Origin of the sequence: Stenotrophomonas sp. Br8, assembly GCF_014763005.1 — a bacterium.
In the GTDB taxonomy this organism is placed as follows: domain Bacteria; phylum Pseudomonadota; class Gammaproteobacteria; order Xanthomonadales; family Xanthomonadaceae; genus Stenotrophomonas; species Stenotrophomonas lactitubi.
In genome coordinates, this window is the sequence record NZ_JACGTN010000008.1 from 47,649 (window position 1) to 67,983 (window position 20,335).

At 66.2% G+C, this 20,335-nt stretch carries 17 protein-coding genes; 8 read left to right on the plus strand and 9 right to left on the minus strand.

What is annotated here, in order from left to right:
* Nucleotides 1-36 precede the first annotated feature (36 nt).
* Nucleotides 37-2,016, plus strand: a complete 1,980-nt coding sequence (gene betT / locus H3005_RS08345) for a choline BCCT transporter BetT (RefSeq protein ID WP_099818721.1) — start codon at nt 37-39, stop codon at nt 2,014-2,016.
* A gap of 127 nt (nt 2,017-2,143) precedes the next feature.
* Here betT and H3005_RS08350 read toward each other — a convergent pair whose 3' ends face one another.
* Both H3005_RS08350 and H3005_RS08355 read right to left on the minus strand, forming a co-directional pair.
* Nucleotides 2,144-4,765 (minus strand): TonB-dependent receptor, encoded by a 2,622-nt coding sequence (locus tag H3005_RS08350; RefSeq protein ID WP_100552739.1) that lies wholly within the window; start codon nt 4,763-4,765, stop codon nt 2,144-2,146.
* A gap of 223 nt (nt 4,766-4,988) precedes the next feature.
* Complete coding sequence (locus tag H3005_RS08355) at nt 4,989-5,966, minus strand: zinc-binding dehydrogenase (RefSeq protein ID WP_100552738.1); 978 nt, start codon at nt 5,964-5,966, stop codon at nt 4,989-4,991.
* Nucleotides 5,967-6,447: 481 nt separating this feature from the next.
* Between H3005_RS08355 and H3005_RS08360 the strand changes: the two genes are divergently transcribed.
* From H3005_RS08360 to H3005_RS08375, 4 genes are all read left to right on the plus strand, one after another.
* Nucleotides 6,448-8,775 carry a ribonucleoside-diphosphate reductase subunit alpha gene (locus tag H3005_RS08360; RefSeq protein WP_223880161.1) on the plus strand — a complete coding sequence of 776 codons (2,328 nt, stop codon included), beginning with the start codon at nt 6,448-6,450 and terminating at the stop codon, nt 8,773-8,775.
* Between the two features lie 108 nt (nt 8,776-8,883).
* Entirely contained in the window at nt 8,884-9,924 is a 1,041-nt protein-coding gene (locus H3005_RS08365) for a ribonucleotide-diphosphate reductase subunit beta (RefSeq protein ID WP_025878567.1), read from the plus strand.
* Nucleotides 9,925-9,937: 13 nt separating this feature from the next.
* Nucleotides 9,938-10,417 (plus strand): flavodoxin, encoded by a 480-nt coding sequence (locus tag H3005_RS08370; protein WP_223880162.1) that lies wholly within the window; start codon nt 9,938-9,940, stop codon nt 10,415-10,417.
* Nucleotides 10,389-10,715 carry a thioredoxin family protein gene (locus tag H3005_RS08375; RefSeq protein ID WP_108266582.1) on the plus strand — a complete coding sequence of 109 codons (327 nt, stop codon included), beginning with the start codon at nt 10,389-10,391 and terminating at the stop codon, nt 10,713-10,715. The genes H3005_RS08370 and H3005_RS08375 overlap by 29 nt, the downstream gene beginning before the upstream one ends.
* Nucleotides 10,716-10,838: 123 nt before the next feature.
* Here the strand turns inward: H3005_RS08375 and H3005_RS08380 are convergent, their stop codons facing one another.
* Entirely contained in the window at nt 10,839-12,170 is a 1,332-nt protein-coding gene (locus H3005_RS08380; RefSeq protein ID WP_191077913.1) for an Nramp family divalent metal transporter, read from the minus strand.
* Nucleotides 12,171-12,286: 116 nt separating this feature from the next.
* Between H3005_RS08380 and mntR the strand changes: the two genes are divergently transcribed.
* Nucleotides 12,287-12,763, plus strand: coding sequence for a manganese-binding transcriptional regulator MntR (gene mntR, locus H3005_RS08385; RefSeq protein WP_191077914.1), 477 nt, complete (start codon nt 12,287-12,289; stop codon nt 12,761-12,763).
* A gap of 19 nt (nt 12,764-12,782) precedes the next feature.
* On the opposite strand, the gene H3005_RS08390 is transcribed toward mntR, so the two are convergent.
* The 3 genes from H3005_RS08390 to fabR all read right to left on the minus strand — a co-directional run bounded on the left by H3005_RS08390 (nt 12,783) and on the right by fabR (nt 16,333).
* Nucleotides 12,783-13,331 (minus strand): thioredoxin-like domain-containing protein, encoded by a 549-nt coding sequence (locus tag H3005_RS08390; protein ID WP_191077915.1) that lies wholly within the window; start codon nt 13,329-13,331, stop codon nt 12,783-12,785.
* Nucleotides 13,321-15,480 (minus strand): TonB-dependent receptor, encoded by a 2,160-nt coding sequence (locus H3005_RS08395; RefSeq protein ID WP_191077916.1) that lies wholly within the window; start codon nt 15,478-15,480, stop codon nt 13,321-13,323. Before H3005_RS08395 ends, H3005_RS08390 begins: the two co-directional genes overlap by 11 nt.
* Before the next feature lie 196 nt (nt 15,481-15,676).
* Entirely contained in the window at nt 15,677-16,333 is a 657-nt protein-coding gene (gene fabR, locus H3005_RS08400) for an HTH-type transcriptional repressor FabR (RefSeq protein WP_033831321.1), read from the minus strand.
* Nucleotides 16,334-16,386: 53 nt separating this feature from the next.
* Here fabR and H3005_RS08405 point away from each other — a divergent pair, with 53 nt between their 5' ends.
* Together H3005_RS08405 and H3005_RS08410 are read left to right on the plus strand one after the other, a co-directional pair.
* On the plus strand, nt 16,387-17,496 hold the full coding sequence (locus tag H3005_RS08405) for a ferredoxin reductase (protein WP_100552732.1): 1,110 nt from the start codon (nt 16,387-16,389) through the stop codon (nt 17,494-17,496).
* Nucleotides 17,497-17,509: 13 nt separating this feature from the next.
* A complete protein-coding gene (locus tag H3005_RS08410; protein WP_100552731.1) occupies nt 17,510-18,658 on the plus strand; it encodes an acyl-CoA desaturase in 1,149 nt (382 codons plus the stop codon).
* 4 nt (nt 18,659-18,662) lie between these two features.
* On the opposite strand, the gene H3005_RS08415 is transcribed toward H3005_RS08410, so the two are convergent.
* The 3 genes from H3005_RS08415 to H3005_RS08425 are packed head-to-tail and all read right to left on the minus strand — an operon-like array spanning nt 18,663 to nt 20,202.
* Nucleotides 18,663-19,001, minus strand: coding sequence for a tetratricopeptide repeat protein (locus tag H3005_RS08415; RefSeq protein ID WP_100552730.1), 339 nt, complete (start codon nt 18,999-19,001; stop codon nt 18,663-18,665).
* Nucleotides 19,001-19,576 carry a flavin reductase family protein gene (locus tag H3005_RS08420; protein ID WP_100552729.1) on the minus strand — a complete coding sequence of 192 codons (576 nt, stop codon included), beginning with the start codon at nt 19,574-19,576 and terminating at the stop codon, nt 19,001-19,003. The genes H3005_RS08415 and H3005_RS08420 overlap by 1 nt, the downstream gene beginning before the upstream one ends.
* On the minus strand, nt 19,573-20,202 hold the full coding sequence (locus tag H3005_RS08425) for a superoxide dismutase (RefSeq protein WP_100552728.1): 630 nt from the start codon (nt 20,200-20,202) through the stop codon (nt 19,573-19,575). Before H3005_RS08425 ends, H3005_RS08420 begins: the two co-directional genes overlap by 4 nt.
* Nucleotides 20,203-20,335 lie beyond the last annotated feature (133 nt).

A 20,335-nucleotide genomic window follows, 5' to 3' on the forward strand; every position in this document is an offset into this window, starting at 1 on the left:
CGGCTTACTTTCTGATCGATCCGGAGATGGCTGCCCATGGAAGCACTGGAGCCTCAACATCAGCCGGTGCGAACCCTGCGGCCCGTCTTCGCCTTCGCGGCGATCGTTGTCGTTGCCTTCGCACTGTTCGTCAGCCTGTTTCCACTCGGCGCCGGTCGCCTGCTGGTCAAGGCGCAGGACTGGGCCGCCCTCAACGTCGGCTGGTACTACCTGCTGGCGATGACCCTGTACCTGGTGTTCGTGGTCGGCGTGGCGTTGTCCAAGTACGGCGGTATCAAGCTCGGTGCCGACCATGACGAACCGGAGTTCAGCTACCTCTCCTGGGCCGGCATGCTGTTCGCTGCAGGCATCAGCATCACCCTGTTCTTCTTCTGCGTTTCCGAACCGCTGACCCACTACCTGCAGCCGCCACAGGGTGATGGCGCAGCGGGCGAAGCCGGTGCACGCCAGGCCATGCAGCTGCTGTTCCTGCACTGGGGCCTGCATGGCTGGGGCGTGTTCGCGCTGGCGGCGATGGCGATGGCCTATTTCGCCTACCGGCACAACCTGCCATTGGCCTTGCGCTCGGCGCTGTATCCCCTGATCGGCAAGCGCATCAACGGCCCGATCGGTTACACCGTCGACGCCTTGGGTATCGTCGCCACGGTGTTCGGCATCGGTGCGGACATGGGCTTCGGCGTGCTGCATCTCAACGCCGGCCTGTCGCACCTGTTCAATGTGCCGCACTCCAACCTGGTGCAGATCCTGCTGGTGGTGGCGATGATGGGCGCGGCCGTCGCAGTGGCGGTGTCCGGGGTGGAGAAGGGCGTGCGCTGGATGGCCAACATCAACATGCTGCTGGCGATCGCGCTGGTGCTGTTCATGCTGTGCGCCGGCCCCACCCAGTACCTGCTCAGTACGCTGATGCAGAACCTGGGCGATTACCTGGGCAGCGTGGTAGGCAAGAGTTTCGACGTGTACGCCTATGGTGGCCGTCCGGAATGGCTGGGCGGCTGGACGGTGTTCTACTGGGCCTGGTGGATCGGCTGGGCGCCGTTCGTCGGCCTGTTCATCGCGCGCATCTCGCGCGGCCGCACCATCCGCGAATTCGTGTTCGGCGTGCTGCTGATTCCGCTGGGTTTCACCCTGGCGTGGCTGTCGATCTTCGGCAACAGCGCGCTGGACCAGGTGCTGCACCATGGCCAGCAGCAGTTGGCGCAGCTGGCGGTGGATGATCCACCGACGGTGCTGTATGCGCTGCTGGATGGCTACCCGTGGAGCAAGGCGGTGATCGGGGTGACCGTGCTGGTCAGCTTCATCTTCTTCGTGACGTCCGCCGATTCCGGCGCGGTGGTGCTGTCCACGCTGTCCTCGCATGGCGGCGCGCCAGAGGACGATGGCCCGCGCTGGCTGCGTGTGTTCTGGGGCACGGTGATCGCGGTGCTGACCGCTGGCCTGCTGCTGGCCGGCAGCATCGATGCCTTGAAATCAGCGGTGGTGCTGGCATCGTTGCCGTTCTCGGCGGTGCTGCTGTTGATGATGTGGGGCCTGACCCGTGCCTTCAGTGACGAGTCGCACCGCAAGCGCGCGCAGCAGTTCAGGCCATCGCCGCTGATCGGCGATGATCGCCACCACCAGGGCTGGCGCCAGCGCCTGACCCAGGCCATGAACTTCCCGGTACGCGACCAGGTGTACCGCTTCATGGACGACACGGTGAAGCCGGCGATGGAGGCGGTGGCCGAGCAGCTGGGTGAGCAGGGCTGGGACGTGCAGACTCGCTTCGAAGCGGGCGACATGGAACTGTCGGTCAACCACGGCGAGCAGCAGGACTTCCTGTACCGGGTGATCCTCAGTGGCTACCTGACCCCGTCCTTCGCCGCGCAGCAGCTGCGCAACCAGCGCTACTACCGTGCCGAAGTACATCTGTACGAGGGCAGCCAGGATTACGACCTGGTCGGTTACAACCGCAAGCAGATCATCAACGACATCATCAGCCAGTACGAACGGCACCTGCAGTTCCTGCACCTGAGCCGTTGATGCCGCCACGCCGGGCATGGCCCGGCCTTCGGTGGGTGCGGACCGTTGGTCCGCACACTCCTGTAGAGCCGGCCGCTGGCCGGCAACGCGAACGGGGCGGCGCATCACCGCCGCCCCTGCTGTTCAATCAGAACCGGTAGCGCGCGCCCAGCGAAACGAACTGACCGCGCAGGTTGTACTGGCTGATGTCGAAGCCGCTGGAGCCGCCGGCCGGATCGAACGGCGGATCCTTGTCGGTCAGGTTCAGCACCGACAGTGACAGCGTGGTCTTCGGAATGCCCTCGTAGGCCACGTACAGGTCCAGCTGATGGTATGGCTTGACCTTGTCGCGCAGGCCCGGATTGCTGGTGGCGGTGGCCACGCGCTGGTCATAGCCGCTCACGTACTGCAGGCTCAGCGTGCTGCTCCAGTCACCCACCGCCCAGTTCAACGACGTGGTGCCGCGCGTGCGTGGCAGCGCGCCATGGCGGTTGTTGCCGGCGCCGTCATAGGGCGCCTGTCCAGCCACCAGCGGCTGCTTGAAGCTGAGCAGGTGGGTCCAGCTGCCAGCCACGGTGAAGTTGCCCCAGCCATCGGTGCGGAAAGTACGGTTCGCTTCCAGGTCGATGCCCGAGGTGGTCAGCTCGCCCTGGTTCGCGTACTGGTTGGTGATGATCTGGATGCGGCCCTGTGCATCGCGCTGCACGCGGCCGGGGAACAGGTCCGGGTTGTTGACGATGAACTGCGCGCTGTCCGGCTTGACCAGGTTGTCCTGCTCGATGCGGTACCAGTCCAGGCCGATGCTGGAATCGGCATCCGGTGACCACACCGCGCCGACATTGAGGTTGCGCGAGCGTTCGGCTTTCAGGTCCGGATTGCCGGTGCGCAGGTTGGTCACGCCACGGCTGCCACCGGGCTGCAGCGGATCGAACGGATCGACCACCGAGCCGTAGCTGATGGTCTGCCCCGGTGCGATCTCCGGCAGTGAAGGTGCTCGGAAGCCACGCGAGAACGAGCCGCGCAGCAGCAGGCTGTCCAGCGGCTGCCAGCGCAGCGCGAACTTCGGCGAGAACGCCTTGCCGAAGTCATCGTAGTGGTCACCGCGACCGGCCACCTGCAGCTCCAGCGTGCGGTGCAGCGGCACGCTGAACTCGGCATAGGCGGCACTGACCTGGCGTTCGCCGTCGACGATGTTGATCGCCGGGCGCAGCTCGGTACCGGACAGCACCTGCGCACTGGTGCGCGCGTCCAGCGATTCCTTGCGGAATTCCGCGCCCCAGGCGAAGCCGATCGCACCGGCCGGCAGTTCCCACAACGAGGTCGATGCCTTGATGTTGAGCGAATGCAGCTTGTACCAGCCCGGACGCTTGGTCTGCAGGCGCAGGTCGTCCAGTGCGCCCGGCGTGCTGGACGGATCGAGGAAGTTGTAGCTGCCATCGCGCAGGATCTGCTGGAAGGCGTAGCGGTCCACGAAGTTGTCCACGTACTCGCGCTGCGCGCTCTGCGAGGTCAGTGCGGCCACTTCCCAGTCCCAGCGTTCACCGGTGCCACGCACGCCGGCCAGGGCGCGGTAGAACACCTGGGTGTTGTCCTTCAGGCGCGGGCCGAGATCGAAGAAGGTGTATTCGAACGGCAGCGGCGCGCTGCCCGGATTGTTCGGATGGCCGACCGGCAGCACGGCGGCGATATCGGTCAACGTGCCGGTGGCGGGATTGTAGGCACGCAGGCCAGGGCCGACCGTCAGCGGCGCGCTGAAGATCTGGTCGGCCTTGTTGTGGCTGTACAGCACATCAGCGAAGGCTTCGATGCTGTCGTTGAAGCGGTAGGTCGCGCTCAACGACGCCTGCAGGCGCTCGGCGCCGGGCTGCAGGGTCTTGAATGGCTGCGCGTTGAAGGCGCAGGCCTGGCCGGGCAGGGTGCTGCCGAAGTCACTGTAGGGACGCAGCTCGCTGCCATCGGGGCAGGGCGAGAACGGCTGCGGCGCACGTGGATTGGACAGCCAGTTGCCACCGGCCGTGGACCAGCCGGCGAGGCGGCCACCGGGCTTGTCGCGGAAATCGCCGTCGCGGGTGTACGCGCGCTGGTCAGCATCGAGGCGGTCGCGCTTGAGCAGGTCCAGCCCGAACAGCACGTTCCAGCCCTGCTGCTCGAGGTCACCGAAGCCGGCCAGCAGGTTGGCCTTGCGCTCGTTCAAACCGCCGTGGGTGGCGGTGCCGAAGCCACCGCCGACTTCCACGCCCTGGAAATCACGGCGCAGGATGATGTTGATGACGCCGGCGATGGCGTCCGAGCCGTACACCGCCGAGGCGCCATCCTTCAGCACTTCGATGCGCTCGACCGCGCTGATCGGCAGCGCGTTGAGGTCGACGAAGGTGTCCTGGGTGTTGAGCGCGAAGCCGAAGTTGGCCACGCGGTAGCCGTTGACCAGCACCAGCGTGTTCTTCGGTGACAGGCCGCGCAGGCCGATCGACGCCGAGCCCGCAGCGAAGCTGCCGGTGTACTGTTCGTCGAAGCTGTTGCCGGCGTTGGCCGACAGGTTGCGCAGCACGTCGGTAAGGGTGGAGCGGCCGGTCTGCAGGATCTGCTCGCGGGTGACGATCTGCACCGGATTGGGGCCGGCGGTGTCGCTGCGCTTGATGTTCGAGCCGGTCACCAGCACGGTGCCGAGGGTGGTGCTGTCCTTGCCGGTATCGGCGGTTTCAGCGGCGCCGGCAGTGCCGGCGACGAGGGCCAGCGCGACCGCGCTGGAAAGCAGGGTGGTGCGATACATGGAAGCGACTACGCCAAACGGGGGAGGAGCCGTCAGTACCGCACGCGGGTCAGTGCGCCTTCCAATGACGAAAGCGCATTCAGTTATACATCACAGGTTCTTAACGAAAGTCACCGCCCTTGGCGGAGTGGCCTGTGCTCCGGTGGGTGCGGACCGTTGGTCCGCACGCCGGAGGGAAAGCAGCCGAGCATGGCTCGGCTCTACAGAAAGGTGTGCCAAGCCATCAAGGGCGCAGCAGCACCTTGCCATTGCGACCCGAGCCAGCACCGGCCTTTGCGGCCTGGGCGATGTCGTCCAGGGCGAAGATCCGCTCCACCGGCAAGGTCAGTTCACCGCCGGCCGCGCGCTTCAGCAGCTCGCCAACCAGCCTGCGCTTGTCTTCCACCGCCATCGCCTGGCTGACCTTGCTGCCCCAGAAGCCCTTCACCGTGGCTTCCTTGTAGATCAGGCCACCGGCGGGAATGCGCATCGGCTCGCCGCTCATCACGCCGAACGAGACCAGGGTGCCGTGGTGACCGAGCAGGTCGACCAGGTCGCCGCTGGCATCGCCACCGATGGAATCGACCGCAGCCGCGGCCTGTGCTTCGCCGGTGGCTTCGCGCACGCGGTCCTTCCAGCCGTCCACCGAGGTATCGAACACGTGATCGATGCCGAGCGCCTGCAGCTGCGCCACCGCTTCCGCGTTGCGCACCAGGTTGGCCACGTGCACGCCGCGCGCCTTTGCCAGCATCGCCAGCGACTTGCCGACGGCACCGTTGGCGGTGTTCTGCACGACCCACTGGCCCGGCTCGACGCGCAGGAACTCCAGCAGCATCAGCGCGCTCAGCGGCATCGCGATCAGCTGTGCGGCCATTTCGTCGGGGATCGACTCCGGCATCGGGATCACCATCCGCGCCGGCGCGATGAACGCTTCGGCCCAGGTGCCGTGCACCGAGGCAGCGGCAACACGCTGGCCGATCTGCAGGCCATCGACGCCCTCGCCGAGCGCATCGACCACGCCCAGTGCTTCGCTGCCACCGATGGCCGGCAACGTCGGCTTGTAGCCGTACAGGCCACGCACGGTCAGCAGGTCGTGGTTGTGGATCGAGGCGAGCACGGTGCGGATGCGCACCTCGCCGGGGCCGGGTTCGGGCAGTGCGGCGTCGGCAACGGCAAGGACGTCGGCCGGGTCGCCGAAGGAGGAGTACTGGGCAGCGCGCATGAGCGGTGTTCCGGAAAAGTTGATGTGATACCGAACTGGGGACGTGTGCGGCGTCAACAAGGTGATGGAGGTGCAACACGGCATCCTGCGACCGATGGTCGCGACATGACGTGATTACTGCATCTTGTGTTGACGACTCCGAACATCCCCACTATGTTGTGGCTGTCACTCCCGGTCAGCCGCCGCCGCCGGACATGCAGCAAACGTCCCGCGGCCCGCCCCTGAAGGCTTGCCGTGTCGACGCGGCCGCCACCGTGCGGACGCAGGTCGCCCCCACGGCCCGGATACCGGCCGCAGGCGCAGGCAGATGCCGACGACCTACGTTCCTGCACCTTGGCACTTCACCCGTTCGCCCCGCGCGCCGGTATCGCGTGCAGGGCCGCCATGGCATCGGGCGCCGACGCGCGTACGAGCCTGGAGTTCCACCACCATGACCGACAGTACCTTCCGCGTGGCCGACCTGGCCGGCGCCGGCGACGCCATGCGCGCCAGCGGCGAGCGCGTGCCGACCTGGATCACCAAGGAAGCCGGCAATCGTCGCCTGCCGTACGATGCGGCACGCCTGCTGCGCAGCATCGACACCATCCACGCCGAGCTGCCGCAGCTGGATGTGGCCGACTACCGCCGCGTGGTGCTGGCGATGGTCGAGCGCAAGCCCAGCATCAGTGCCGATGATCTGGTGGATCTGCTGATCCGCGAAGCGGAATCGCGCGTCGATCTTGTCGCACCCGAATGGGAACAGTTCGCCGCACGCCTGTACCTGCGCCGGCTGTACAAGCGCGCCAGCCGCAACCGCTTCTACGACGTCAGCCTGAAGTACGGCTCCTTCGTGGGCCTGCAGGAAAGCCTGGCCGACCGCGGCATCTACAGCAACGACATCCTGCGCTGCTATTCGAAGGAAGAGCTGCAGCAGGCCGGCGAGATGATCGACCCCGAGCGCGATCGTCTGTTCGCCTACAACGGCCTGTACCTGCTGGCCACGCGCTATCTGGCCACCGACCGCAGCCGCGAGGTGTATGAGTTGCCGCAGGAACGCTGGCTGACCATCGCCCTGTACCTGATGCAGAACGAGGGCGGGCCGGGTGAGAGCGGCCGCGTGCGGCGCATGCAGCTGGTGGGCGAGGCCTACTGGGCACTGTCCAACCTGTACATGACGGTGGCCACGCCGACCCTGGCCAACGCCGGCAAGGTCGGTGGTCAGCTGTCGAGCTGCTTCATCGATACCGTCGATGACAGCCTGCAGGGCATCTATGACTCCAACACCGATATTGCCCGCGTGTCCAAGCACGGCGGCGGTGTGGGTGCGTACCTGGGGTACGTGCGCAGCAGTGGCGCGCCGATCCGCGGCGTACCCAACTCGTCCGGCGGCGTCGTGCCGTGGATCAAGCAGCTCAACAACACCGCGGTGTCGGTCGACCAGCTCGGTCAGCGCAAGGGCGCGGTGGCCGTGTACCTGGACATCTGGCATCGCGACATCGAAGCCTTCATGGACCTGCGCCTGAACAACGGCGACCAGCGCCTGCGTGCGCACGATGTGTTCACCGCCATCTGCGTGCCCGATCTGTTCATGGAGGCGGTCGAGCGCCGTGCCGACTGGTACCTGTTCGATCCGCACGAGGTGAAGCAGGCCAAGGGCTGGTACCTGCAGGACTTCTACGACGAGAAGCGCGGGCAGGGCAGCTTCCGCGACCGCTACGCCGAACTGGTGGCCGACGAACGCATCAGCCGCCGCACGGTGAAGGCGATCGACCTGTTCAAGCGGATCATGCTAAGCCAGCTGGAAACCGGCAATCCGTTCCTGTTCTACCGCGACGAAGTGAACCGGAAGAACCCGAACAAGCACGCGGGCATGGTCTATTCCAGCAACCTGTGCACCGAGATCCTGCAGAACATGAGCCCGACGCGGATGATCCAGGAGATCGTCAGCGGCGACCAGATCGTCACCACCCGCCGTGCCGGTGACTTCGTGGTCTGCAACCTGTCATCGATCAACCTCGGCCGTGCCATCACCGCCCCCGAGGATCTGCTGGCCACGGATGTGCTGGAGCGGTTGATTCCGATCCAGGTGCGCATGCTCGACAACGTGATCGATCTCAATGCGCTGCCGGTGCCGCAGGCCACCATCACCAACCGCAAGTACCGCGCCATCGGCCTGGGCACGTTCGGCTGGCACCACCTGCTGGCACAGCAGGCGATCCACTGGGAATCGCCCGAGGCCGAGGAACTGTCCGATCGCCTGTTCGAACGCATCAACTTCCTGACCATCCAGGCCAGCGCGCAGCTGGCCAAGGAGAAGGGCAGCTACCCGATGTTCGCCGGCAGCGACTGGCACAACGGCAACTATTTCCGTGACCGCGATTACAGCGGCGCTGCCTGGGAAAGTCTTGCGCGCGAGGTGGCGAGCAGCGGCCTGCGCAACGGCTGGCTGCTGGCAGTGGCACCGAACATGAGCACCGCACAGATCGCCGGTTCCACCGCGTCGATCGATCCGATCTACAGCGCGTTCTACTACGAGGAAAAGAAGGACTTCCGGCGGCCGGTGGCTGCGCCCGGGCTGTCGCTGGAAACCTGGCCGTACTACGAGAAGGGCGCCTACAAGGTTGACCAGTTCGCCAGCGTGCGGCAGAACGCGCGCCGCCAGCGCCATGTGGACCAGTCGATCAGCTTCAACCTCTACGTGCCGAGCACGATCCGCGCCACCACCTTGCTGGAGCTGCACCTGAGTGCCTGGCGGGAAGGGCTGAAGACCACCTACTACGTGCGCTCCAACGACATCGACATCAGCGAATGCGAGTGGTGCTCGAGCTGACCGCTGCGCCCCAGCCGCGGTAGCGCCGGGCCATGCCCGGCGAGCGCACCGCGCGGCCACCGTAAATTCCGCCGGGCATGGCCCGGCGCTACCTCTGCAGGAACGACCATGGCAACACCCCTCGACCGCATCAAGATCCTCGAACCGCGCCACCCCAACCGCAGCACCGGCATCATCAACGGCCGCACCAGCGGCATCCTGAACTGGAACGACATTCCCTACCCGTCGTTCTATCGCGCCTACAAGGAGCTGTCGACCAACTTCTGGATCCCCGACGAGGTGGACATGAAGGTGGATGCACGCCAGTACGGCGAGCTCAATGCGCGCGAGAAGAATGCCTACGATTCCATCATCGGCCTGCTGGCCACGCTGGATTCGCCGCAGACGCGCTTCATCTACAACGTCGCCGAATACATCACCGACCCGGCCGCGCACGCCAACGCGGCGATCATCGGTCAGCAGGAAGTGATCCACAACGAGAGCTACAGCTACGTGCTGGCCTCGATCACCGATCTTCCCAACCAGAACCGCATCTTCGAGATCGCCCGCACCCACCCGACCATCATCAAGCGCAACGCGCCGATCATGGGGGCCTACGACGACTTCATGCGCGAGAAGACCGCCGAAACCCTGCTGAAGTCGTTGATCCAGTCCTCGATCCTGGAAGGCATCAACTTCTATTCCGGTTTCGCGTACTTCTACAACATGGTGCGGCAGAACCGCATGAACGGCACCGGCAAGATCATCAGCTTCATCAACCGTGACGAACTGGCCCACACCAAGTTCATCAGCGAGCTGATCCGCGCCATCATCGGCGAGAATCCAGAGCTGCAGACCAACGAGCTGACCGCTTACGTGCACCAGTCGTTCGAACATGCCATCGAACTGGAAACCCAATGGTCGGCGGAGGTGCTGGATGGCATCGACGGCATCGACGTGGACGAGATGGTGCGCTACGTGAAGTACCGCGCCAACAAGATGGCCGGCATGCTCGGCATCGAGCGCCTGTACAGCGACACCACCGACAACGTGATGCCGTGGATCAAGGCCTACGCCGACAACTTCACCGAGACCAAGACCGACTTCTTCGAGATGCGCAATGCAAGTTACAAGAAGACCAACGTCGACAACGGCTTCGACGACCTCTGAACGCGGCCCGGGGCTGCGCATCCTGATCGTGGTGGCGTCGCTCAGTGGCAACACCCGCGAGCTCGGCCGCCACATCGCCGAGCGTTGCCGGGCCGCAGGCCACGCCGTGCACTGGCAGGACGCCGACGACCTGCGCCAGTGCCCGCCGCTGCCGGTGGACGAGGCCGACCTGTTGCTGCTCGGTTGTTGGACCGACAACGCCGGGCGCACGCCGTCGGAGATGAAGGCCTGGGTGGCAGGTATCGCCGAGCGCGGCCAGCGGCCGCGCCAGGTGGCGGTGTTCGGCACCGGCGAAACGCAGTGGGGGCAGGAGTACTACTGCGGTGCGGTGCACCGGCTGATCCGCTATTTCCACAGCGGCTACCCGCCGCTGGAGATCGAACAGATGCCACATGGCCGGCGGCATGCCGCGGCCATCAACAGCTGGACCGACGCGGTCCTGGATCATTACTGGAGCACCACCGATGCAGATCATCGACGCCACCACGCCTGAGCAGTTCCAGCAGTTGCTGGCCGACCATCCGCGCGTGCTGGTGGACTTCCACAAGGACCAGTGCCCGGGTTGCCGGATGCTGGACATGTCGCTGCAGCGGGTGGCCAGCGGCACTGCAGGGCAGGGCACGACCCTGCTGCGGGTACAGCTGGAAGTGGTGGGCGAGGCGTTCTTCCGCGATCTGGGGCTGCGGCAGACCCCCACGCTGTCGCTGTTCCTGGACGGTGACGAACGCATGCGCATGCCGGGCTTCCAGTCGCCGCAGCAGATCGAAGCGGCAATCGCGGAGTTCCTGTAGCCCAGGATCAGGGTCGGATCCCTCGCCGCAGGCTAGGGCTCTGACCCCACTTCGACGCATGGCTTCGATCATCGGGGTCAGAGCCCTTGCCTGTGGCAAGGGATCCGAGCCCGGGCGCGCGGATCAACCGCCGGCGAAGGTATCCACCAGCAGCTTCACGTTCAGCACCACGATCACCAGCGCGATCACCCAGGCGATGCTGCCCAGCCAGCGCGGCGCCACCAGCGCACCCATCGTCATCTTGTCGGTGACGATCCGTACCAGCGGAATGATCGCGAACGGCAGCTGCATCGACAGCACCACCTGGCTCAGCACCAGCAGCTTCACCGCGCCCTGGTCGCCGAACAGCATGATCACCACCACCACCGGGATGATGGCCAGCGCGCGGGTGATCAAGCGCCGCAGCCACGGCGGCAGGCGCAGGCGCAGGAACCCTTCCATCACGATCTGCCCGGCCAGTGTCGCCGTCACGGTGGAGTTCAAGCCGGAAGCAAGCAGCGCCACGGCGAACAATGTCGAGGCAAGGCCCACGCCCAGCATCGGCGCCAGCAACTGGTGCGCCTGCTCGATGTCTTCCACATCGAAGCGGCCATTGGCATGGAACACCGACGCCGCCAGGATCAGGATGCTGGCGTTGATGAACAGCGCCAGGGTCAGGGCAACGGTGCTGTCGGTGACTGCCCAGCGCAGCGCGCTGCGACGGCCTTCATCGGTGCGTGGATAGGCACGGGTCTGCACGATGGAAGAGTGCAGGTACAGGTTGTGCGGCATCACCGTGGCACCGATGATGCCGATGGCGATGTACAGCGCATGCGGATCCGTGACCACCTGCGCGCGCGGAATGAAACCGCCCAGCACCTGCATCACCGGCGGCGCGGCCAGCGCGATCTGCACCATGAAGCAGCCGAAGATCACCAGCAGCAGCGCGATCACGAAGGCTTCCAGCGCGCGGAAACCACGGTTCATCAGCAGCAGCACCAGCAGCGTGTCCAGCGCGGTGATCACCGCGCCCCACAGCAACGGCAGGTCGAACAACAGTTTCAAGGCAATGGCCGTGCCGATCACTTCGGCCAGGTCGCAGGCGATGATCGCCGCTTCGCACAGCGCCCACAGCGCCAGGTTCACCGGCTTGGGGTAGCGCGCACGGCAGGCCTGCGCCAGGTCCATGCCGGTGGCGATGCCCAGCCGTGCCGACAACGCCTGCAGGATCACTGCCATCAGGTTGGAGATCAGGATGACCGACAGCAGCAGGTAGCCGAAGCGCGAGCCGCCTGCCAGATCGGTGGCCCAGTTGCCCGGGTCCATGTAACCGACCGACACCATGTAGCCCGGGCCAAGGAAGGCCAGCAGCCGGAACCACCAATGGCCTTTGTCGGGTACGGCAATCGAAGCGTTGAGCGCACCCAGGCTGGCCGGAGTGGAGGCGGCAGAATCGGTGGGTGCGACGGTGTTCATGACTGCCAATATAGCCACTGCTATATCGCATAGCAATGTGAAACAATCGTCTTTACTGCGTCACTGGTCCAGAATTCAGGTTCGCACCCGATGACAACTGCAGGACAGGCACACGCGTGGGCAAGACGGACGATTCGACATCGCTGAAGAGCACCCCCTTGATCGAGGCCGAGCGCCAGGTCGAGAGCTTCCGGCAAGTGCGCGAGGCACACCGGATGGAACTGGTGGAGGACTATGTCGAGCTGATCTCCGATCTGTTGGCCGACGGCGGCGAGGCCCGCCAGGTCGACATCGCTACCCGTCTCGGCGTGGCCCAGCCGACCGTGGCGAAGATGCTGCGCCGGCTGGCCCGTGACGGTTGGGTGGTGCAGCGCCCATACCGCGGCGTGTTCCTGACCCCGGAGGGCGAGGCGTTGGCCCATGCCAGCCGCCAGCGCCACCAGACCGTGGAGCGCTTCCTGCTGGCGCTGGGCGTGGACGCGGATACCGCGCGGCGTGATGCCGAAGGCATCGAGCACCACGTCAGTGAACAGACACTGGCTCTGTTCGACGAATTCGTACGCAAGGCCGAGGGCGGTTCCACCGAACGGTAGCGCCGGGCCATGCCCGGCGCTACCGGGGTTGAATGCCGCCAGTGGGGCAGCGCGCCTGCTGTTGCGCACACGCCCGCTTCCTCCATTGCTGCAATACCGGTTGCAGCCCGCTGTAGCGCCGCCCCTGCCAGCCATTGGCCAGCACCGTGCCCTGCGCATCGATCAGCACCAGGTTGGGCGGGGCCGGGCCCGCCAATGCCTGCAGCGCCGGCATGCGCTTCGCGCGACGCGGGTCCAGCACCGGCCACGGCATGTCCTGCAGCTGCATGTAGCGCCGCAACGCCGCCTCGCTTTCATCCAGGCTGACATACACCACTTCGGTATCGGCGCCGGCCTCGCGCAGCGCGTCGCGCACGCCGCGCAGGGTCGGCACGAAGGCGTGGCAGGGCGCGCACCAGTCGGCACCGAAGTACAGCGCGATCAGCTTCGGCGGTGGCGACCACTGCACCGGCCGCAGGGCACGTGGCTCTGGCCGCATCAGCGACGCGGAGACCTGCGCGTGCAGGTCGGCCGCCGCGGCCGGCGATGCCAGTGCCAGCAGCAGCGCGGGCAGCCACCTAGAACGCATAACGCAGGTTCACGTACCACGAGCGGGCGAAACGCGGACCGTACACGTAGTCGCTGTCGCGCAGCGCGCCGCTTTCCAGATCCTTCTGCCGCTGGTCGAACACGTTCTTGACCCCGGCCGCCACCGACACTTCCTGCTGTGCCTGCGCGCCCAGGTGGCGATGCCAGCGCGCGCCGAGATCGGTGACCAGGAAGGCGCGGGTGCGGTGCAGCTCGCCCAGCCGGTTGTTGAGCACCGGCATCGATCCGGTGTGGCGCAGCGCCAGGAACGTCTCCCAGGGTTCGGCGGGCATCCAGCTGAGCTGGGCCACGCCGGTCCAGCGCGGCGTCTTCAGGTAGTCGCGGCTGTCGATCACCGTATCGCCGCCGTCGGCGGTGTCATCGAAGATGCGTTGCGGCTCGCGGAACTGCGAGCGGTACCACGACGCGCCGGCAGTCAGCCGCCATTGCGGAGAGGGCTGCCAGCCGACGTTGGTTTCCATGCCCAGTACGTTCGAGCCGGACGCGTTGTAGCGCAGCTGTGTCAGCTGGCCATCATCGCCGCGCTGGATCTCGCCCAGCGCGAAGGTGTCACGGATGCGTGCGTAGGACGCGGTGGCATCCCAGCTCCATACCGGGTCGGCCGGGTCGGAGCGCCAGTCGAATCCGAACAGGGTGGTCAGCGCGCGCTCCTCCTTCAGGCCACGGGTGTTGCGCACGCGCACCTGTTCGCCACCGAGGGTATCGACGTGGACATCCTCGACGAAGATTTCCGGCGCACGGAAGCCGGTGGCGATGCCCGCACGCCATTTCAGCCGGGGAGTCGCCTGCCAGGCGAGGGCGATACGCGGTGAGAACACGGCGCTGTCCAGTTCCGAACTCTTGTCCACGCGCGCACCCAGCACCAGGTCGACGTCATCGCGTACGCTCCATTCGTCCTGCACGAACGCGCCGAGGTTGTGGAACGTCGCATCCTCGAGCACGGCCAGGCGCTGGCCGGCGCCATCGCGGTTGTCGTCACGCAGGCCCTCATGCTTGTACTGCACGCCGAACGCGAGCGTGTGTGCACCCAACCGCCAGTTCAACTGGCTGTCGATGTACTGCAGCGGGTTGTGGGTGCGCCCGTACTGGCGCCACGAGCGTGATGCGGCACTGCCGGGCACGTTCGGGTCCAGCTGCGAAGGATCGTAGCCGGGCGCCGATGGATCGGTGACCACATCGCCAAGACCGCCATAGAAGCTGTCGCGGTCGATGTCAGCGAAGGCGTAGGCCAGACGGAAGTCGACGTCGCTGTTCACTTCCTGGTCCCATGACAGGCTGCCGCGACGGTAGTTGGTATCCAGCGATTCGGCGATGTTGGCCAGGTGTTCGGGCTGGTCGAGGCGATTGCCACCGCGACGGCTCTCATCGGTCACCTGCAGGTCCAGCCGCAGGCGCGTGCCCGGATTCGGCGCATACCAGGCCTGCAGGCCACCGACCTTGAGGTTCTTGCGGGTGATCTCGGTATAGCCGTCGCCGTTGTAGTCGATGCCGCTGTTCCAGTTGCGCTGGGCGATCACCGACAGTCCCGCGTCGGCTTCGCTGGCGACCAGATCCAGACGGACGTCGGCGTTTTTCTGCGGCGTGCCCTTCAGCACATCCACGCCGGCCTGCACATGGCCACCGCTGCGTGCAGGCAGCGGCGGAATCAGATTGATGACACCGGCCACCGCGCCCGGCCCGTACAGCGACGAACCACCGCCCTTGACCACTTCGATGCGGTCGACGAAGCCGGCGGGAATCTGTTCCAGCCCGTACACGCTGCCCAGCGTGGACAGCAGTGGAATGCCATCGAACAGCAACTGGTTGTAGGCACCGGGAAGGCCCAGCAGCTGCACCTCGCTGGTGTTGCAGTTCTGGCAGTTGCTTTCCACCCGCAGGCCGTTGATCAGCTCCACCGCGCGGGAGAAATCGGTGGCTGCGCGCAGTGCGATGTCTTCCTTGCGCAGTACTTCGGTGCGGATCGGTACGTCCGACAGCAGGCGTTCGCTGCGGGTGGCGGTGCTGACTTTCACCTGCACCCGGTCCAGCTCGGTAGGAGAGGGCGGTGCAGCGACTGCGGCCAGTGGCAGGGCGGCGGCGATACCGGCAGCCAGCGGCAGCCGGCGAAGAAGAGAGGCAGCAATGCGCATGAGGGCGTCGTCCTTGGGGAGGGAGGGCGGCGAGGGCGACCTGGCTGGCGCACATGAAAGCAGAAGGTCATCAATATAGCAATTGCTATATTACCGTTTCAGCTCGCGGCGGAACCGTGGTCTTTACTCGAATTCGAGTGTTATAACATTACACAATGCGCACGGAAGCGTGCCGGTGGTCATGCCCCGGAAGGGGTCAGCCGCGACGGAAGGCGGCGGGAGTGCGCGCGCCGACGATGATCATGCGGATCATCGTGGAGATCTGTTCGACCAGTTCCGGGTCGTTCTCCGGGGGCTGGTCCATGGCCGAAGCGCCCATTGCAAACACCAGCCGGGTGATCGCCATCGACACCAGTTCCGGCTTGTACAGCACCGCGCCATCCAGTGCGGCCAGGCGCACCAGGTCGTGCTGCAGCTCTTCTTCGAAGTAGTGCAGTTCGCGTTCGACCGCGTGTTTGAAATCGTCCGAGCCGACCGCGCCTTCGCGCAACAGCACGTGCAGCAGCTTGTCGTCGGCGCGCAGCTGTTCCATGAAGGTTTCCACCGACACGCGCACCACGCTGGTGGCGCTGGACGTAGCGCGCTGGCGGGCTTCGCCGATGATGGTGCGCAGTGAGCGCCCGGCGACGTCGATCAGGGCGACGGCCAGTTCGTCCATGTCGCGGAACTGTCGATAGAAACTGTTGGGTGCGATACCGGCCTCGCGCGCGACTTCGCGCAGGCTGAGGGTGGACAGGCTGCGATGCGGGCCGATCAGTTTCAACGCGGCGGCCAACAGATCCTCGCGGCTCACCGTACGGCGGGCCGGGCTGTTGGCATCTTCAGGCGGAGACAGAACGGTGGCGGCGGCCATGGCACTTCCGGTGGGGCAAGGCTGAATCATACCCAATCCGGTGCAATATACACATGTATACACAGCTGTGTGTGCGGCCGTATAGTGCGCCCATGAGCGCTGTCGTCCGACCTTCCCTGCTTTCCCCGTACCGCTGGCTGTCGCCGTCGCTGTTCGACTTCTGGGCGGGCCAGCTGAATCCGTTGTGGACCCTGCGTGAGCCGATGGCCCGCCTGGTACGGCGCGAGCCGGCCGGCGAGGGCGCCGCGACCCTGGTCCTGCGCTGCAACCGGCACTGGGCCGGGATGCGCGCCGGCCAGCACGTCACCCTCGGCGTTGAGCTTGAGGGGCGTGTATTGCGCCGCAGCTACAGCCCGACCCGCCTGGGCCGCCGCGAGCTGGCCATTACCGTCAAGGCGGTGGAAGGCGGCAAGGTCAGCCAGCATCTGGTCGCACATGCCACGCCGGGCGACCTGTTCCGGCTGGACGCGGCCTTCGGTGATTTCCACATGCCTGCCGCCGCGCCGGTATTGCTGCTGGCGGCCGGTAGCGGCATCACGCCCATGCGCAGCCTGCTGCGCGACGCCTGCCAGCGCCCGCTGGCTGCGCCGGTCGACCTGTTCTACTGGGAGCGCAGCGCAGCGGCGTTCCAGTTCCGCGATGAACTGCTGGCCTTGGCTGCGGCGCATCCGAACCTGCGCGTGCACCTGCTGACCACCCGCGAAGGCGACGTGCCGGCTGCGCGTATCGACAGCCACACGCTGGCCGTTGCCGGTGACGACACCCCGCTGGCGCAGCGCCATGTACTGGCCTGCGGCCCGGACGGTTTCGTTGCCGCCGCGCGCACGCGGCTGGCCCAGCACGTGGCCGGCTTCCAGGCGGAAGCCTTTACCCCACCGGCAGCACTCAGTGATGCCGACAGCCTGGGCGAGGTCGCATTGACCCTGGCCCGCAGCGGCCGGCGGCTGATCGTGCCGCGCGGCCGCTCGCTGCTGGAAAGCCTGGAGGCGCAGGGCATCGCGCCCAAGCACGGCTGCCGCATGGGCATCTGCAACAGCTGCACCTGTGAACGCGTCAGTGGCACTACCCGCCATCTGCGCACCGGCGACACCCAGTCCGAAACGGCCGTGCCGGTGCGGATCTGCGTGAGCGCGCCGACCACCGACCTGACCCTGGATCTCTGAGGACCCCGCTGCCATGACCCGCGCTACCGACCGTGCCCTGAGCCCTGCCGAGATGCAGACGTTTGGTGAGGAACTCGATGCGATCCGCGACCGTGTGATCGGCAGCCTCGGCGCGTCCGACACCCGCTACATCCGCCGCGTCGCAGCGGCTGTGCGCTGGTCCGGCGTGCTTGGCCGCAGCCTGCTGTTCCTGGGCGCGTTCTCGCCGTTGTTCTGGGCGCCGCTGCTGTGGCCGGCCTGCATCGCCGGCACCCTGCTGCTGGCGCTGGCCAAGATCCTGGAAAACATGGAGCTGGGCCACAACGTCATGCACGGCCAGTACGACTGGACCGGCGACCCCAAGCTCAACGGCAACACCTACGAATGGGACATCGTTGCCACCGCCGACAACTGGCGCAAGACCCACAATTTCCGCCACCACACCTACACCAACGTGCGTGGCATGGACGATGACATCGGCTATGGCCTGCTGCGCATCTTCCCGGAGCAGCGCTGGAAGCCGTTCTACCTGTTGCAGCCGATCATCGCGCCGATCTTCGCACTGCTGTTCCAGTGGGGCGTGGCTGCGCAGGATCTGCGCCTGGGCCGCTGGTTCAAGGGCCGCATCAGCAGCCGCGCGATGTGGCTGCAGACCCGTCCGGTGGCACGCAAGATGATCCGCCAGGTGCTGAAGGACTATGTGTTCTTCCCGCTGCTGGCCGGTCCGTTCTTCCTGCCGGTGTTGCTGGGCAACATGGTGGCCAACGGCCTGCGCAACATCTGGACCTACGTGATCATCTTCTGTGGGCACTTCACTGCCGAATCGGAAACGTTCCCGAAGGAATGCCTGCGCAATGAATCGCGCGGCCACTGGTACCTGCGCCAGCTGCGCGGTTCGTCCAACATCAGCGGCGGTTTCGTGATCAACGTGCTGTCGGGCAACCTCAGCCACCAGATCGAGCACCACTTCTATCCGGATCTGCCGGCCAACCGCTATGCGGCGATCGCCAAGGAAGTGAAGGATATCTGCCGTCGTTACGGCCAGCATTACAACAACGGCTCGCTGCCGCGGCAGTTCACCCAGGTGGTCTGGCGCATCCTGCGCCACGCGTTCCCGAGCAAGCCGCGCCGCCTGCCGATGCCGGACATCATGCCGGCACCGGCATCGGCCAACGCCGGCTGAGTCTTCAGCCGGCCTTCGCCAACAGCGCAGGCGACTGGCGGTCCAGCCTGCGCAGGAACACCTGCATCTCCTTGCGGGCCTGCTGGTCGCCCTTGCTGCCGGCCACGCTGAGCCCGCGCTGCCATGCCTCGCGCGCCGCCTGCGGCTGGCCACCGGCCAGCCATGCTTTGCCCAGCAGCTTCCACGCCGCCGAATAGTCCGGGTCCAGCACCACGCAGCGCCCCAGATGGGTGGCTGCGCGCACCGGATCGCCGGCGTCCAGCCAGCTTTTGCCCAGGCCGAAGCGCAGCAGCGCGCTGTCCTTGCCGGCGGCGAGCATGTTTTCCAGCGTGTTGATGTCCATCAGCGCACCTCCACCAGGGTTTCCACCGGACCCGCCTGGAAGCGCCCGCGATGGAACAGCAGCGGTGCGCCGCCTTCTTCCCGCACGTCGACGATGCGCCCGGCCAGCAGCAGGTGATCGCCGACCGGCCACTGCGCGTGGCGGGTGCAGGTGAGGTGGACGACGGCACCAGCGATACGCGGTGGCGCGTCTTCGCCGTCGTCCAGCAAGGGCACGTCGGTGAATCGATGGCGCACCTGCGGGTCGGCGAAACGGCGCGCCAGGGCTTCCTGTCCGGCGCCGAGCACGCTGATCGCGAACTGGGTGGCGCGCTGGAACGTGGACAGGCTCTGCGCATGCAGGGCCAGGTTCCACAGCACCAGTGGCGGCTGCAGCGAGATCGGCACGAACGAATTGATGGTCAGGCCCTGCGGCTTTCCCTGTGCATCACGCGCGCACACGATCGCCACACCGGTAGGGAAATGGCCGAGCAACCGCCGCAGCGCACGCGGCGGCAGGCTGACCGACGGCACCGGTGCCGGAGCGGGGAAGACCCCTGCCCACGGCCCGGCGTATGCGCCAGAGTCCGCGTTCATGCGGCCCTGGCCTGGCGGTAGCGCCGGCCGACTTCGGCCCAGTTGATGAGGTTGAAGAACGCGCCGATGTAGTCCGGGCGACGGTTCTGGTAATGCAGGTAGTAGGCGTGCTCCCACACATCCAGGGCAAGGATCGGGGTATTGCCGGAGGCACCCGCCGCTGCGCCCATCAGGGGGCTGTCCTGGTTGGCGCTGCTTTCGACCTGCAGGCGGCCATCGCGATCGACGGTCAACCACGCCCAGCCACTGCCGAAGCGGGTCTGCGCGGCCTTGCTGAATGTCTCTTTGAAGGCGTCGTAGCCTCCGAGGTCGCGATCGATGGCCGTGGCAAGTTCGTCATCGGCCGTGCCGCCGTTGGCACTGAGGACGGTCCAGAACAGGCTGTGGTTGGCGTGGCCGCCGCCGTTGTTGCGCACTGCGCCGCGGATCGATTCGGGCAGGGCATCCAGATCGGCGATCAGGGTTTCCACCGGCTGCGCGGGCAGACCCGCCTGTTCCAGCGCGGCATTGAGGTTGTTGATGTAAGCCTGGTGGTGCTTGCCGTGGTGGATTTCCATCGTGCGCGCATCGAAGTGCGGTTCGAGGGCGTCGTAGGCATAGGGGAGGGCGGGAAGCGAATACGACATCGAGACAGTCTCCGTGGGGAAGGCCAGGGGTGTGGCCGTGGGGAGACTGTTATCGCACCTCAACATTGGTTGAGGTCAAGCGGCAACGAAGCTTCAGTAGTGCCAGCCCATGGCTGGCAACTTCATACACTCC